Origin of the sequence: Brevibacterium sp. CCUG 69071, from assembly GCF_021023135.1 — a bacterium.
GTDB lineage: Bacteria > Actinomycetota > Actinomycetes > Actinomycetales > Brevibacteriaceae > Brevibacterium.
In genome coordinates this window covers 370,805-384,570 of sequence record NZ_PGFV01000002.1, presented here as the reverse complement: position 1 = coordinate 384,570, position 13,766 = coordinate 370,805, and the positions used below count along the sequence as shown (strand labels likewise).

Below are 13,766 nucleotides of genomic sequence, written 5' to 3'. Positions count from 1 at the left end.
AGGATTCAGCCGATGACGGCGAGCACGTCACGAGCTGAGAGCACGAGGAATTCTTCTCCTGCGTACTTGACTTCGGTGCCTCCGTACTTGGAGTAGATGACCTTGTCGCCGATGGCAACGTCAACGGGAACGCGGTTTCCGTTGTCGGCAACGCGGCCTGGGCCCACTGCGACAACTTCGCCTTCCTGAGGCTTTTCCTTGGCGGTTTCGGGAATGACCAGACCACTGGCGGTAGTCTGCTCTGCTTCGACCTGACGGATGACAATCCGATCTTCGAGTGGCTTGATGGAGACCGACATATCGGGCCCTCTCCCTTCGCTGGGTTCAATTCTTCGTTGAGTCAGACGGCGGCTGCTGCCATGAATCTCTCGTCGTCGCGGGTGCCGAGCGATTCGACCGTCTCGTAAAACTGGCACTCAATGAGTGCTAGTGCTAATTCGACTCTAGAACGGGTTTAGCACTCGGTCAACTCGAGTGCCAAGGTTTCGTCATGCTCTGGGCGAAAGTTCAGATTGGGCCGCACACGCGGGGTCGGAGGCGCAGCGGAACCCAAGGGGCCGAGGGCGCAGCGCCAGGCCTCGAAGGCACCGGACCCCGCGACCCGAACGAGCCGCGCATACAGAAAGCGCGGACCCCGGGGTATTCCCGGAATCCGCGCTTTCGGTCGATCGCCTCGGCTCAGCCGCCGACTGGCTCAGTCGCCGACCGGCTCAGTTGCGAACCAGCTCAGGCGCAACCTCGGCTCAGGCGCAGGTCCACTGCCCCCAGCCGGCTTCGGCCTGGAGCTTCTTCGCACGCTGGAACTGCTCCTGCGGGCTGGCATCCGAGGGATTGCCGCTGCCGCCCATGGAGTGCCAGGTCTGCGGGAGGAACTGGAAGAGACCGAAGTGGGTGCCGTTCGAGGCCTTCGGGTCGAAGTTCGATTCGCACTTGACGACCGAGTACCACTTGGAGCCGGGTCCACCGAGCATGTCCTTGATCTCCTGGGTGCTCATCGAGCCGCCGCCGCCACCGCCGGAGCTGGATCCGTCGTCGGAGCCGCCCGAACCGGAGCCGCCGGAGTCCGAGCCACCGGTGTCGCTCGGGGTCTCCTTCTTCTTGGTGCCTTCGATGACGACCTTGGTCTTGGGTTCGGAGAGGACCTTCTCGTCCTTCTTCTCCTTCTTCACCTCATCGCCGTTGACGGTCTTGATCTTGTAGGAGATCTCCTTCTGACCATCCTTGCCCTCGGACTCGACCTTGGTCTCGCCCTTGTAGAGGGAGTCGGACTTCTTCTTCTCGACCTTGGCCTTGATCGACTCCTTCTCCTTGACGGTCTTGTTCTCCACCCGGTTGACGGTGAGAACCTGGCCGTCGGAGACATCCGCCGACATCGGCACGGACAGGAAGTCGTCCTTGTCGAGTTTGATCTTGGATTCGCCGAGCGCATCCTCTGCCGTGCCCACCGCGGCCGAGACCTTGTGGTCCTTGCCGTCGGCGACGATGGTGAGGTCCTTCGCGGTCGTCACCTCGATGTCGTTGCCCTTGTCCTTGAGAGACTGATTGGGCTCGGCATTGATCTCGGCGTCCTTCGCGTTCACACCGAGGTCGGCCAGCGCCTGACCCACGGTGTTCGCGTTGGTCCACTCGTCGGTCTCCTTGCCGTCGACCGAGAGGGACACGTCCTTGGCGGTGTTGACCGTGATCGTCATGTCCCGGTCGACTTTCGTATCGGCGCCGGGCTTGATCTGATCGCGCTTGTCGAGGTCGAGGTCGCGGCTGTCGAGGATGTCCCCGACCGTTCCGCCGAAGGTCCGAATCTCTTCGGCCTGACCGTTGACTTCGAGGGTCACGGGCTTGTTCATGGTGACCACGGCGCCCGTGCCACCCACGAGTCCGGTAATCACGACCGCCTGTGCAGCGATCTGCACCTTGCGGTTCTTGAGAAAATCAATCACAGAAATATCCCTGAGCAGAGTTCATCGACTCATACACTGTAACCGATTCGTTACACGGTTAGCAAAATATCACGAAAACGTAACGGCAGGGTCGCTTCCCTGCCCCTGCTGACCAGGACTTCCCCGTGATTCCGGGGGCCACCCGACCGTGACATTTCCCCGCCGAGGCGGTCGTTCCGTTCCGTAATCTCCCTCACAGCCCACCCCGCAGAGCCCTCCCCGCCGAGGCGGTCAAGCAGTCCACGTCAACCGTTCGGTTCCGCCCAACGCTCGGTTCAGACGGTCAGATCTAGCTCCAGCTGCCCAGCGCGGTGCTCGCGTTGTTCCAGACCGCGGCGCACAGATCTTCCTCATTCATTCCGCGCACCTCGGCAAGCCTCCTCGCGGTGATCGCCGCGAGGTACGGGCCACCCGGGCGCCCCCGGTGCGGGTGCGGAGTGAGGAACGGTGCGTCGGTCTCGGTGAGCAGCAGATCGAGTGGGACGGATTTCGCCGCGCGCCGCAGCTCCTCGGCGTTCTTGAACGTGAGGTTCCCGGCGAAGGACATGAAGTAGCCGGCGCTGGCGCATTCGCGGGCCATCGCCTCGTCGCCGGAGAAGCAGTGGAAGATCGTGACCTCGGGGGCACCCTCCTCGCGGAGGATGCGCAGCACATCCGCATGAGCCTCGCGGTCGTGGATCTGCAGAGCCTTGCCGGTGCGCTTGGCGATCTCGATGTGAGCACGGAAGGAACGCTGCTGTTCGGCGATGCCTTCGTCACCGGTGCGGAAGTAGTCGAGGCCGGTCTCCCCCACTACGCGCATCCGGGAGTGGGAGGTCACCAGCGACTCGATCTCCGTCAGCGCCTCGTCGAGCAGGCCACGTGCGGCCAGCCGCGGTGCTTCATTGGGGTGCAGGGCCGCGCCACCGAGCATCCACTCCCGGCTGCGCGCCGGCGGGGTCGGGATGGTCGACCCTGGTGCCACCTCGGCGCGGTCGGCCCCGGCGTACTGCGAGGCGACGAGCTCGGCGGTCCACCGTGCAGCGGGCAGATCGCAGCCGATCTGGACGATCCGCTGCACCCCGGCCGATTGCGCTGTCTCATAGAAGAAGTCGAGGGAGGGGAACTCTTCGTCCTCATCGGGGGTGACCTCAGGTTCCGGCTCGCCCGAACCCAGCGGCAGGCGCACTCCCGTGCAGATGTCGAGGTGAGTGTGGGTGTCGACGATGGGGTAGGCGAGCGGTTCGGGCACCGGCGGGTAGGTTCCGGCAGCGCGCGAGGCCATTACTCGGTCTCCTCCACGAACTTCGGGAACACCGGCTCGGGCTTGGGCAGCGGAGTGCCCGGCTCGAGCGGTAAGCCCACGGCCGCGAAGGACCGGGGGTCCACCTCGGCAGCGGCGATCCCGCTCTCCGCGGTTTCGGCGGCGACCGGGGCGATGCCGGCAGCGGCGAATCCGGCCCCGGCGACGACGCCCGCTCCGGCTCCTACGATCAGGGAGTCCATCGCCTCGGCGCCGGATCCCGAATCGAGTGCGGAGGGCAGCACCTTCGCCCCGGCCTCCCCGACTCCGGCGGGGACGCCGAGGAGGTCGAGGATCTTGCCGGCGGACTCGGGCATGACCGGCTGGATGAGGATCGAGATGATGCGCACAACCTCGATCGTCACCCACAGCACGGTGGCCATGCGGTCGGGATCGGTCTTCTTCAGCTTCCACGGCTCCTGGGCGGAGAAGTAGCGGTTGGCCTCGGAGAGGACCTTCCAGCAGGCCTCGACGTAGAGGTGTAGGGCCTGCGTGTCGACGTGGCGGCGGGCGGTGTCGGGGACCGCACGGGCCAGGGCCAGCAGCTTCTCGTCGTCCTCGGTGAGTTCGCCGGGTTGGGGCACCTGGGCATCGCAGTTCTTCGCGATCATCGACAGCGAGCGCTGGGCCAGGTTGCCGTACTCGTTGGCGAGGTCGGAGTTCTTGCGGGTGATGATCGAGTCCTTGGTGTAGGACCCGTCATGGCCGTAGGAGAACTCACGGAAGAGGAAGAAGCGCAGAGTGTCGAGACCGAAGGCGTCGACGAGGTCGATGGGGTCGACGACGTTGCCGACGGACTTCGACATCTTCTCACCGGAGTTGAAGAGGAAGCCGTGAGCGTGGACTCGCTTGGGCAGTTCGATCCCGGCGCTCATGAGGAACGCGGGCCAGTAGACGCTGTGGAAGCGGATGATGTCCTTGCCGATGATGTGGACGTTCGCCGGCCACCACTTGGTCAATCGCTCCTGGTCGTCGGGGTATCCGGCAGCGGTGAGGTAGTTCGTCAGGGCGTCGATCCACACGTACATGACGTGCTTCTCGTTGCCGGGCACCGGCACACCCCAGTCGAAGGTGGTGCGCGAGACCGAGAGGTCCTTGAGCCCCGAGGCGACGAACGAGGCGACCTCGTTGCGGCGGGAGTCCGGGCCGATGAACTCGGGGTGGTTCTTGTACAGCTCGAGCAGCTTGTCCTGGTACTTCGAGAGGCGGAAGAAGTAGGACTCCTCCTCCGTCCAGGTCACCTCGGTGCGGGTCTCCTTGGACAGGCGGACGCCGTCGACGACCTCGGTCTCATCCTGTGTGTAGAAGGCCTCATCGCGGACCGAGTACCATCCGGCGTAGGTGTCGAGGTAGATGTCGCCGGCCTCTTCGAGCTTGCGCCAGATCGCCTTGGACGCCGCGTAGTGGTCCTCGTCGGTGGTGCGGATGAAGCGGTCGAAGGTCGAGCCGAGGGCGAGCTGGGTGTCGCGGAAGTTCTTCGCATTGTCATCGGCGAGTTCTTTGGGGGTGATGCCGAGCTTGTTCGCCGCCTGCAGCATCTTCAGCCCGTGCTCATCCGTGCCGGTGGCGAAGAACACGTCGTTGCCGTCGAGACGTTTGAACCGCGCGATCGTGTCGGCCGCAATGTATTCGTACGCGTGCCCGATGTGAATGGCCCCGTTGGGGTAGGCAATGGCTGTCGTCAAGTAGTAACCCATAGGCAACTCAGTCTAAGGGACGCCGCGGCGCCGGTGCGCACGGGTCCGGGGGTGGGGGCGTGGGCATGGGCGTAGGCGGCCATTGCACGTGTTAAGTCAGCATGCGCTGGTTGCAACCGGTGCATGCTGACTTATTGCGTGCATCTGCGTACCCGCTTACCCGCGTACCTTCGCGTCCGCGCACCTTCGTACTCGCACACCCGCGCACCCGTGCACCCTCCCCTCAGAGTTTAAGCCGACAGCCACACTGGCCGCGCAGCTCCGGAGCCTGTGAGAACAGCTTCTGTGAGAACGTCTGCAAGCCGAGCACCTCGTTGAACTTGAACCGGATGACCTTGAACCCCAATGCGAGAAGCCGATTGTGCTGGCGGCTCTCCTTGTTCATCGCGTCGAATCCCGTGTCGACGTATTTCTGTGTCCCGTCGACGTACAGCGCCACTCGTGCATTCTTCAGCAGGAAGTCCAGACGCGTGAGCTTTCGTCGCCCGTCCCTGACTTCGAACTGCTGCACGAAATCATGCAGGCCGAGCAGGTGCAGGTTGAGCGAGGCGCGGCTCTCCGCATAGCTTTCGGACAACGGGCTGATCAGTCCCCCGAGCTTCTCGGCCCGCTTCCGCCCGCTGGACAGCCGTGCGACCGGACTCGCGAACAGCGAACGGACGGCCGCGGGAACCTCCGCTTCCAGGTTCGGCGGGTAGCCGAGTCTGAAGATCAGGTCTTCATCGTCGCCGAGCATGTGCCGTCGCAGCACCTGCTCCATGGCCGCGAACCCGGCTGCCGGACTCAGATCCGCGTTCAGATCCAGAGCCGTGCGAGCAGGGGTGGTGCTGACGATGTTCTCGAACACGCAGGTGTCCTCAGCCGGAACCGGACGCTTGTGCCGTCGAATTGTTCTATTCATCGTGCGGAAACGCGGATTGATGACAGAGATCGGTCGAACCGGCGCATCGAACAGCCCGATCCGATGCACTCGAGCCGCCGACACTGACCAGACCACATCGTCGGGCCGATAGTTCGGATAGCTGAGCACCCGCAGTCTGTCCAGATGTTCGGAGTACCGGGCACGTTGGCCTGAATCCCGCGGCTTTCCCTCGGCGTGAAAACGGATCCAGTCCTCGTTGTCGATGAACGTCGCAAAGACCGCGTGACCGGGATTCCCGCATCGCCGAATCACCGAATAGACCCCGTGCCCGAGTCTGAGCAGGCAGCAGGACAGAGCCGCCCGGATCCGAGTGGTCGTGACGCCGGCACATCTCAGGTCCTGAAAGTACGCGATGTTGAACATGCCGCAAGCCTGGCCTCAAGGCGCACACCGCGTACAGCCTCAATAGTCCGCTTGTGCATACGGCTTTCTCCTCCACAGAGCCGATGCACACGAGTCGCCGCAGTCGTCCACAGCCACGCATCCTCGACTCAGGCGAGGAGACTGGCGGGTTGCCCGGGGCGGATGCACTGTTTAAGTCAGAGGCGGCTGGTTACAACCGCTGCACAGTGACTTAAGCGGTACACCAACCCGCAAGCGCTCCATCCACAGCCCCGCGCGCATGAGTGGAGACCCCGCTTCGCACCGGCCGGCCTCACTCCTGGTGGAGCCAGGCCTCATAGACATCGCGTTTGGACAGTCCGAACTGCTTCGCGATCTGGCCGGCGGCGTCCTTCGCCCGCACGCCGGAGTCGACGAGGGCTGAGACCGCGCCGAGGTGGTCCTCCGGATTCGTCTCCACAGCAGTGGCGCCGGCGAGGACGAGGGTGAGTTCCCCGCGCAGACCATCGGCGGCGAGGTCACGCAGCGTTCCCGTGGTCCCGCGCAGCGTCTCCTCGTAGGTCTTCGTGAGCTCGCGGCTGATGCTCATCGGACGGTCGCCGCCGATGACCTCGCAGAAGTCGTCCATGGCATCGGCGATGCGGTGGGGGCTTTCGAAGAAGACCATGGTCCGCTTCTCGGCCTTCAGTTCCTCGAGCAAGCTCTTGCGCTGCCCGGATTTCCGCGGCAGAAATCCCTCGAAGCTGAATCGATCGCTCGGCAGACCGGAGACGGCGAGCGCCATGAGCACGGCGGATGGTCCCGGCGTCGAGGTGATCGGCAGCCCCGCTTCGGCGCAGGCCTTAACGACTCGGTAGCCCGGATCGGAGACGGCGGGCATCCCGGCGTCACTGAGCAGGACCACGGTCTGGCCGCCACGGATGTGCTCGACGAGTTCGGGCGCACGGCTGCCCTCGTTGTGGTCGAAGACGCTGATGACCCGCTTGGTGTGGTCGAGCTCGAGGCGCTGGGCCAGCGAGAGGAAGCGCCGAGTGTCCTCGGCGGCAATAACGTCGGCTGCGGCGATGGCCTGCTGCATTCGCGGGCTCGCATCGCCGAGGTTGCCGATCGGAGTGCCGACGAGGATGAGTCGTCCGCCGTCGGAAGGACCCGTGGATTCTGCGCCGTCCGCCGGCAGTGGGCCGAGGCCATCGGTCACAGAGTGCTGGTCATCGGTCGCAGTGTCCTGGTCCCGCTCATCGTAGGCAGGGGGCGTTGGCTGGCTCAACCGGCCGAACCCGCTCCGACCATCGCCACGCCGAAGATGAGGACCATGACACCCACATAGCCGACCCAGAAGAGGACCCACAGCGCAGTGCCGATGTAGCCGGTCCAGAGAGCACCCACGGCCATTCCGTCTCCGCGTTCCCCGGTCTGCTTGATCTGCTTGCGGGAGATGTGCCCCATGATGATGCCCGCGATCCCGCCGAGGATGGGAATGGCGACGACACCGGCGATCGAAGAGACGAGAGCGATGATCGCCAAGGTGTTCGTCGGAGGCAGCGGCTGGTATGCGTAGGTCGTCCCTGCGTACTGGGCATTGGCTCCGTACGCGGCATTCTGGTTGTAGCCGGAGTTGCCGGGAGCACCCGACTGCGGCTGCTGGTAGTACATGTCCGGATTGTTCCAGTTGTTCTGACTGCTCATGGCGTTCTCTCCTTGGGGTCTGCCTCCAACGGTACCGAGTCGATCGGCGCGGCAAAAGGCGGGGCAGTTACAGGTGGGTCTCAGTTCGGGTCGGCTAATCAGCTGATCTGACCGGCGGTGGACACTTCCAGACCGACCGCGAGAGCGATGAGTCCGAAGTAGAGGATGAGGAACAGCAGCCAGAACAAGGTGAGCAGATAACCGATCCACAGCGCGGCGACCGCCATCCCGTCACCGCGCTCTCCGCTCCTGCGGATCTGACGCCGGGCGATGTGACCGAGGATGATTCCGACGATCGCGGCCGGGGCGAAGCTGAAAGCGGCGATCGAGAGAATCATGCCGACGATCGCCAGGGTGTTGGTCGGGGCGATCGGCCGGTAGACATAGGCCGGGGCAATGGCATAGGGCTGGATAGCGGCTGCCGGCATGCTCATGTTGTAGGAGCTGGCCCCGTTGAAGGTGCTGCCCGCGGTGGGGGCAGTGCCTGCATAGCTTCCGCCGGCGGGAAGTTGACGAGTGTACATGTCCGATTCGCTCCAGTCGCGTTGGCGGTGCTCGGGGTCAACCCCTGCGTTCTGTCTCCAACGCTATCGACCACGAGACTCGGCCACCGTCTAATTGTGTTGCAGTCCTGCACCACGGATGCCAGACCGGTGAACCCGGGCCGAAAGGCCGAATCAGTAGCCCATGCCCGCGGCGAAGAACCCCAGTCCGATGACCCCGATGACGATGATGGCCATGAGGATGGCGAAGCCGATGCCGATATAGCCCATGACGAGGCCGGCCGTCGCCTGCCCGCGACCGTCCTCACCGGTCTTCTTGATCTTCGAGTGTGCGAGGTGTCCGAAGATGACCGCCAGAATCGGAGCGATCCACAGGAACATCGCGATGAAGGCGAAGAGGTAGCCGATGATCGGAATGATCGAGAAGAGGCCGCAGATCAAACCGCCGCCGAGCCCGATGATGCCCATCCACATCGACCACACTGCAAGGGCGTTCGGCTTCGGACGCACCAGCATCATCGGCGCTCCGTAGGTCACCGGCTGGCTGTACCCGTACGCGTTCTGCTGGCTGTACGTTCCGTAGGCACCAGGTTGGCTGTAGCCGCCATAGGAGTTCGGCTGGCTGTACGCGCCCTGCTGGCCGTAGTCGTGTCCGCTCTGCTGCCAGAAGCTCTGCTGACCAGAGGCCTGCTGGCTGTAGCCGTAGTCGGCTGACTGTTCGTACCCCGATTGCCCGTACCCCGGCTGGCCGGAGCCGGTTCCGTTCTGCGGCTGCGACGATCCATAGCCATTGTTGAACTGCTGCGAACCGACCTGCGGCGGATCGCTCGGGCGGTAGTCCGGGTTGTAGGACACGCTCATCACCATTTCACTCGTCTGCTGCCTGCTCTTACTACCCTAGTCGTCACCATGGGCCGATGGACAATGAAATGATCCCCAGCGACCGAAGTCACACCCGCCGGCCACGCGATGACGCACCCTGTGCGTCGGTTGAGGGCGAGCACCGCGGCGGACCTTAAACTTGAACGCAATGAGTCAACCCGAAGATCCCCAGGCGCCGAGGCGGTCGACCGACCCCGCCCACACGTCGGCCGACCCCGCCCAGACGGTGGCCGCGCCTACCCAGACAGCTCCCACCGCCTCGGCGCCGGGCCGACGCCTGGCCCGTGAGCGTCTGGAGACCAAACGCGAAACGGTCCGAGTCCACGCGGCCGCCATGCGCCGCCGCACCTTCACGGCCGGCATGTGGGCCACCCGAGCCCCGCTCTGGATGTGGCCGGCGCTGCTCATCATCACCGCGATCGGCGGCGGTCTGCGACTCTTCCGGCTCGACTTCCCGCACCGAATGATCTTCGACGAGACCTACTACGTCAAGGACGGCTACTCGGTCTTCACCTTCGGCTACGAACGCGCCTGGCCCGAGGACGCCGACGACTCCTTCAACACCGGCGACCCCAGCGTCATCGAACCCGATCCCGAATACGTCGTCCACCCGCCGCTGGGCAAGTGGATCATCGGCGCCGGCATCCACCTCTTCGGCGCCGACGACTCCTTCGGCTGGCGCTTCTCCGTGGCGATCATCGGCACCCTGACGATCTTCCTCATCGGCGTCATCGCCTGGAAGCTCTTCCGCTCCGCCTTCTTCGCCTGTGTGGCCGCGGGCCTGCTCGCCGTCGACGGCGAGCACTTCGTCCACTCCCGCACGAGCCTGCTCGACATCGTGCTCATGGGCTTCGTCCTCCTCGCCTTCTTCTTCATCGTCCTCGACCGCGAGCACGTGACGAAGAGATTGGCCGCCGAGGCGGCTCCCCCACCCGAGACCGCCGACGTCGCCGACGGCTCCCGCCCCCGGGACCGAGGTCGCACCGGACGGAGAGATCTGGCGAACTTCGGGCCCCGCCTCGGCGCGCGTCCCTGGCTCATCGCAGCGGGCATCAGCATCGGGCTGGCCATGGGTGTGAAGTGGTCGGGGCTCTATGCCCTGGCGGCGTTCGGCATCCTCGTCGTCGCCTGGGACGTGCATTCGCGCTACCGGGCCGGTGCCGTCCATCCCTGGCTGGGCACACTCGTCCGCGACAGCATTCCCTCGTTCCTCAAGCTCGTGCCCGTCGCGCTGCTCACCTACCTCGTCGCGTGGACCGGGTGGATCCGGTCCGATGATGCCTGGGACCGGCAGTGGGCGGCCGAGAATCCCGGATGGTGGCAGGCGCTGCCCGACTGGCTGCAGTGGCTGCCCTCGCTGGCGCACTACCACTACACCGCGTATTCCTTCCACGTCGGCCTCGACTCGGAACACCCCTATATGTCGAACCCCTGGGGCTGGATCGTGCAATGGCGGCCCACCTCCTTCTACTACGAGTCCTACGACAACGACAGCATGGGCTGCGTGGCGGAGCGGTGCTCCTCGGCGATCACCTCGGTGGGCAACCCCGTCATCTGGGGACTCGCCCCGCTGGCGATCCTCGCCTGCCTGATCGTCTGGATCACCCGCCGCGACGTCCGCCCGGCCGTCATCCTCGCCGGGCTCGCCGCCACCTGGCTGCCGTGGTTCGCCTACCAGGAACGCACGATCTTCACCTTCTACACGATCGTCATGGTCCCCTTCGTCGTCCTCGCGCTCACCTACTGCCTGACCCTACTGTGGGGTCGGAGTCCCGGCGCCCGACCCTCGTGGCCGCTGCTGGCACGGCGGATGACCGTCGGTCTCATCCTCGCCGCCGCGGTCCTCGCCTTCGCCTACTTCTGGCCGATCTACACCGGCGAGATCATCCCCTTCGAGGCCTGGAACGACCGGATGTGGAACGTCACCTGGCGCTGAGTGCAGCTCCCACGCACCGCTTCCCGAGCTCTCGCACACGAAACCGACACATCCCCGCCACCGCTCGGTCGCCTCGGCGACACGGCGTATTCACCTTGAGGTAACGCCGCCTCGTTAACGTCGTGTCATTGTGAACGACCTTTCTACGATGACTCCCCCAGCGCCGGCCGCTTCCGGGCCGGCAGCTCCCACCGCATCCGAGGCCGCGGGACGCCCGCACCGGGCGGTGGCCATCATCCCAGCCCGCGGCGGATCCAAGGGGATCCCCCTGAAGAACCTGCAGAAGGTCGCCGGAATCTCGCTGTTGGCTCGGGCGATCAATGCCGCCAAGGCGACCCCGAGCATCGACCGGGTGGTCGTCTCGACCGACCACGCAGGCATCGCCGCGGAAGCGATCCGGGCCGGCGCCGAGGTGGCCGACCGTCCCGCGGAGATCGCCGGGGACACCGCGACCAGCGAATCGGCTCTCATCCACACGCTGGGCAGCCTCGGCGAGGATTTCGACACCACCGTCTTCATGCAGTGCACCTCCCCGTTCATCGACTCCGCCTCGATCGACAATGCCGTGCGCACGGTGCGCAGCGGGGAGGCCGATGTCGTGTTCTCCGCCGTAGAGGACCACTCGTTCCTGTGGCGCCTCGATGACGGCGAGCAGGCCGTGGCCGTCGGTCACGAAGCGAGCTTCCGTCCCCGCCGACAGGACCGGGCCAAGCACTTCAACGAGACCGGGGCGTTCTACGTCATGCGCACCGACGGCCTGCTCGAGCACGAGCACCGCTTCTTCGGCCGCATCGGCATCGAGGAGGTCCCGCCCGAGCATGCCCGCGAGATCGACGACATGTCGGACCTGACACTGGTCAGGGCGATCGCCTCGACACAGGAGACCGCGCAGGTCATCGACGTCGACGCACTCGTCACCGACTTCGACGGCGTCCACACCGATGACGGCGCCTACGTCGATGAGGACGGCAATGAGCAGGTGCGCGTCCACCGCGGCGACGGTATGGGCGTCTCCCGACTGGTGAAGGCCGGGGTTCCTGTGATGATCCTGTCGAAAGAACGCAATCCAGTCGTCACCCGCAGGGCAGAGAAACTTCATGTCGACGTAACCCAGGGCATCGACAATAAATCGATGATCCTCAGTTCGTGGATCGAAGAGAACGGTCTCGATCCGGCCCGTGTGGCCTATGTCGGCAACGACATCAACGACCTCGAAGCCTTCGATGTCGTCGGCTGGCCCATCGCAGTCGCGGACGCCCATCCCAAGGTGCTCGCAGCGGCTCGTGTGGTCCTCGACCGGCCCGGCGGCCGCGGAGCGGTCCGCGAGGTCTGCGACCTCATCCCCGTCCCCGATGAAGCATCCGGCTTCGCCTCGGGCCCCGCACTCGCCTCGGTCAACGTCTCATCACGGCATTCGACCGAAGCACCGGCAGACATCAACCAGCCATCCATCCAGCAGCAACAGCCGTTGCTCACGAACCGCGCGGACACCTCGCGTACCAATCGAAAGCAGGTTTCATGACTGATCAACTCGCCCCCGTGGCCATCGGCAATCAGCTCGTCGGCCCGAACCAGCCCGTGTACATGATCGGTGAGATCGGCATCAACCACAACGGCGACGTCGAGATCGCGAAGCAGCTCATGGATGTCGCCGTCACCGCCGGTGCCCAGGCCGTGAAGTTCCAGAAGCGCAACCCCGATGTGGCCGTTCCCGAACACCAGAAGTCGAAGATGCGCGACACCCCGTGGGGTGAGATGACCTACCTCGACTACAAGTGGCGCGTCGAGTTCGGCAAGGACGAATACGCGGAGATCGACCGCTACGCCAAGGAACTCGGCCTGCAGTGGTTCGCCTCTCCGTGGGACACCGACTCGGTGGACTTCCTCGAGAACGAGTTCGACGCCCTGACCTACAAGGTCGCCTCGGCTTCGCTGACCGACTTCGAGCTGCTGCGCGCGATCGCCGCCACCGGCAAGCCCGTGCTCTGCTCGTCGGGCATGTCCGACTGGACGACGCTGGACAAGGCCGTCGAGGTCTTCGACCGCGACAAGCTCGTGCTCATGCACGCCACCTCCACCTACCCGCTGCCGCCCGAAGAGGTCAACCTCAAGGCCATTCCCGCCATGCGTGAGCGCTACGGCGTGCCCGTCGGCTACTCCGGTCACGAGCTGGGCCTCGAGATCTCCTTCGCCGCCGCCGCCCTGGGTGCCGTGACCATCGAACGCCACATCACGCTGGACTCCTCGATGTGGGGTTCGGACCAGTCGGCCTCGATGGAGCCGCGCGAGTTCGCCTCGTTGGTCAAGGGCGTGCGCGTCCTCGAGACCGCCTTCGGCGACGGTGACAAGCGCGTCATGCCGGGCGAGGAGTCGAAGATCGATTCGCTCCGCAAGGTCACCGTCTGAGCGAACCGAGACCCTGATCTGCCTGATCTCTGCACGGCCCCGCCGCTCTTCCCGCGACGGGGCCGTTCGCACGCCCGCCAGAGTGCTGAGCACGCGCCCGCCGAGGTGCTGAGCGGTCGGATTCCGAAGCTGCGTGTTCACCTGCAGGCCAACTTCTATTCTCCAAAAGACGC

12 protein-coding genes are annotated in these 13,766 nt (G+C 65.0%); 3 read left to right on the top strand and 9 right to left on the bottom strand.

Annotated elements, in window-relative coordinates:
- Window positions 1-5: 5 nt before the first annotated feature.
- The 9 genes from groES to CV023_RS06970 form a co-directional block, all read right to left on the bottom strand.
- The gene (gene groES, locus CV023_RS07010; protein WP_166973277.1) at window positions 6-299 is read right to left on the bottom strand and encodes a co-chaperone GroES; all 294 of its coding nucleotides are present in this window, start codon (window positions 297-299) and stop codon (window positions 6-8) included.
- Between the two features lie 444 nt (window positions 300-743).
- A complete protein-coding gene (locus CV023_RS07005; RefSeq protein WP_230744756.1) occupies window positions 744-1,937 on the bottom strand; it encodes a resuscitation-promoting factor in 1,194 nt (397 codons plus the stop codon).
- Between the two features lie 289 nt (window positions 1,938-2,226).
- Window positions 2,227-3,201 carry a TatD family hydrolase gene (locus CV023_RS07000; protein WP_230744755.1) on the bottom strand — a complete coding sequence of 325 codons (975 nt, stop codon included), beginning with the start codon at window positions 3,199-3,201 and terminating at the stop codon, window positions 2,227-2,229.
- Window positions 3,201-4,916 carry a methionine--tRNA ligase gene (gene metG / locus CV023_RS06995; protein ID WP_230744754.1) on the bottom strand — a complete coding sequence of 572 codons (1,716 nt, stop codon included), beginning with the start codon at window positions 4,914-4,916 and terminating at the stop codon, window positions 3,201-3,203. Before metG ends, CV023_RS07000 begins: the two co-directional genes overlap by 1 nt.
- Window positions 4,917-5,139: 223 nt before the next feature.
- Window positions 5,140-5,763 carry a hypothetical protein gene (locus CV023_RS06990; RefSeq protein WP_230744753.1) on the bottom strand — a complete coding sequence of 208 codons (624 nt, stop codon included), beginning with the start codon at window positions 5,761-5,763 and terminating at the stop codon, window positions 5,140-5,142.
- Window positions 5,764-6,493: 730 nt separating this feature from the next.
- Window positions 6,494-7,447 (bottom strand): 16S rRNA (cytidine(1402)-2'-O)-methyltransferase, encoded by a 954-nt coding sequence (gene rsmI, locus CV023_RS06985; protein WP_442859925.1) that lies wholly within the window; start codon window positions 7,445-7,447, stop codon window positions 6,494-6,496.
- Window positions 7,444-7,866 (bottom strand): DUF4190 domain-containing protein, encoded by a 423-nt coding sequence (locus tag CV023_RS06980; RefSeq protein ID WP_230744752.1) that lies wholly within the window; start codon window positions 7,864-7,866, stop codon window positions 7,444-7,446. Before CV023_RS06980 ends, rsmI begins: the two co-directional genes overlap by 4 nt.
- A 98-nt stretch (window positions 7,867-7,964) precedes the next feature.
- Window positions 7,965-8,390: a DUF4190 domain-containing protein gene (locus CV023_RS06975; protein ID WP_230744751.1), complete on the bottom strand. Its 426-nt coding sequence runs from the start codon at window positions 8,388-8,390 to the stop codon at window positions 7,965-7,967.
- A gap of 153 nt (window positions 8,391-8,543) precedes the next feature.
- Window positions 8,544-9,230, bottom strand: a complete 687-nt coding sequence (locus CV023_RS06970; protein WP_230744750.1) for a DUF4190 domain-containing protein — start codon at window positions 9,228-9,230, stop codon at window positions 8,544-8,546.
- Window positions 9,231-9,399: 169 nt separating this feature from the next.
- On the opposite strand from CV023_RS06970, the gene CV023_RS06965 reads away from it, so the two are divergent.
- The 3 genes from CV023_RS06965 to CV023_RS06955 all read left to right on the top strand — a co-directional run bounded on the left by CV023_RS06965 (window position 9,400) and on the right by CV023_RS06955 (window position 13,593).
- On the top strand, window positions 9,400-11,187 hold the full coding sequence (locus CV023_RS06965) for a dolichyl-phosphate-mannose--protein mannosyltransferase (RefSeq protein ID WP_230744749.1): 1,788 nt from the start codon (window positions 9,400-9,402) through the stop codon (window positions 11,185-11,187).
- Between the two features lie 148 nt (window positions 11,188-11,335).
- Window positions 11,336-12,709, top strand: coding sequence for an acylneuraminate cytidylyltransferase (locus CV023_RS06960; RefSeq protein WP_230744748.1), 1,374 nt, complete (start codon window positions 11,336-11,338; stop codon window positions 12,707-12,709).
- On the top strand, window positions 12,706-13,593 hold the full coding sequence (locus CV023_RS06955; protein ID WP_230744747.1) for an N-acetylneuraminate synthase family protein: 888 nt from the start codon (window positions 12,706-12,708) through the stop codon (window positions 13,591-13,593). Before CV023_RS06960 ends, CV023_RS06955 begins: the two co-directional genes overlap by 4 nt.
- The last annotated feature ends 173 nt before the right edge of the window (window positions 13,594-13,766 follow it).

Excerpts from the sequence above, each read along its gene's own strand:
- groES (WP_166973277.1), bottom strand. The coding sequence starts at position 299 with ATGTCGGTCTCCATCAAGCCACTCGAAGATCGGATTGTCATCCGTCAG.
- CV023_RS07000 (WP_230744755.1), bottom strand. The coding sequence starts at position 3,201 with ATGGCCTCGCGCGCTGCCGGAACCTACCCGCCGGTGCCCGAACCGCTC.
- metG (WP_230744754.1), bottom strand. The coding sequence starts at position 4,916 with ATGGGTTACTACTTGACGACAGCCATTGCCTACCCCAACGGGGCCATT.
- CV023_RS06980 (WP_230744752.1), bottom strand. The coding sequence starts at position 7,866 with ATGAGCAGTCAGAACAACTGGAACAATCCGGACATGTACTACCAGCAG.
- CV023_RS06975 (WP_230744751.1), bottom strand. The coding sequence starts at position 8,390 with ATGTACACTCGTCAACTTCCCGCCGGCGGAAGCTATGCAGGCACTGCC.
- CV023_RS06970 (WP_230744750.1), bottom strand. The coding sequence starts at position 9,230 with ATGAGCGTGTCCTACAACCCGGACTACCGCCCGAGCGATCCGCCGCAG.
- CV023_RS06965 (WP_230744749.1), top strand. The coding sequence starts at position 9,400 with ATGAGTCAACCCGAAGATCCCCAGGCGCCGAGGCGGTCGACCGACCCC.
- CV023_RS06960 (WP_230744748.1), top strand. The coding sequence starts at position 11,336 with ATGACTCCCCCAGCGCCGGCCGCTTCCGGGCCGGCAGCTCCCACCGCA.
- CV023_RS06955 (WP_230744747.1), top strand. The coding sequence starts at position 12,706 with ATGACTGATCAACTCGCCCCCGTGGCCATCGGCAATCAGCTCGTCGGC.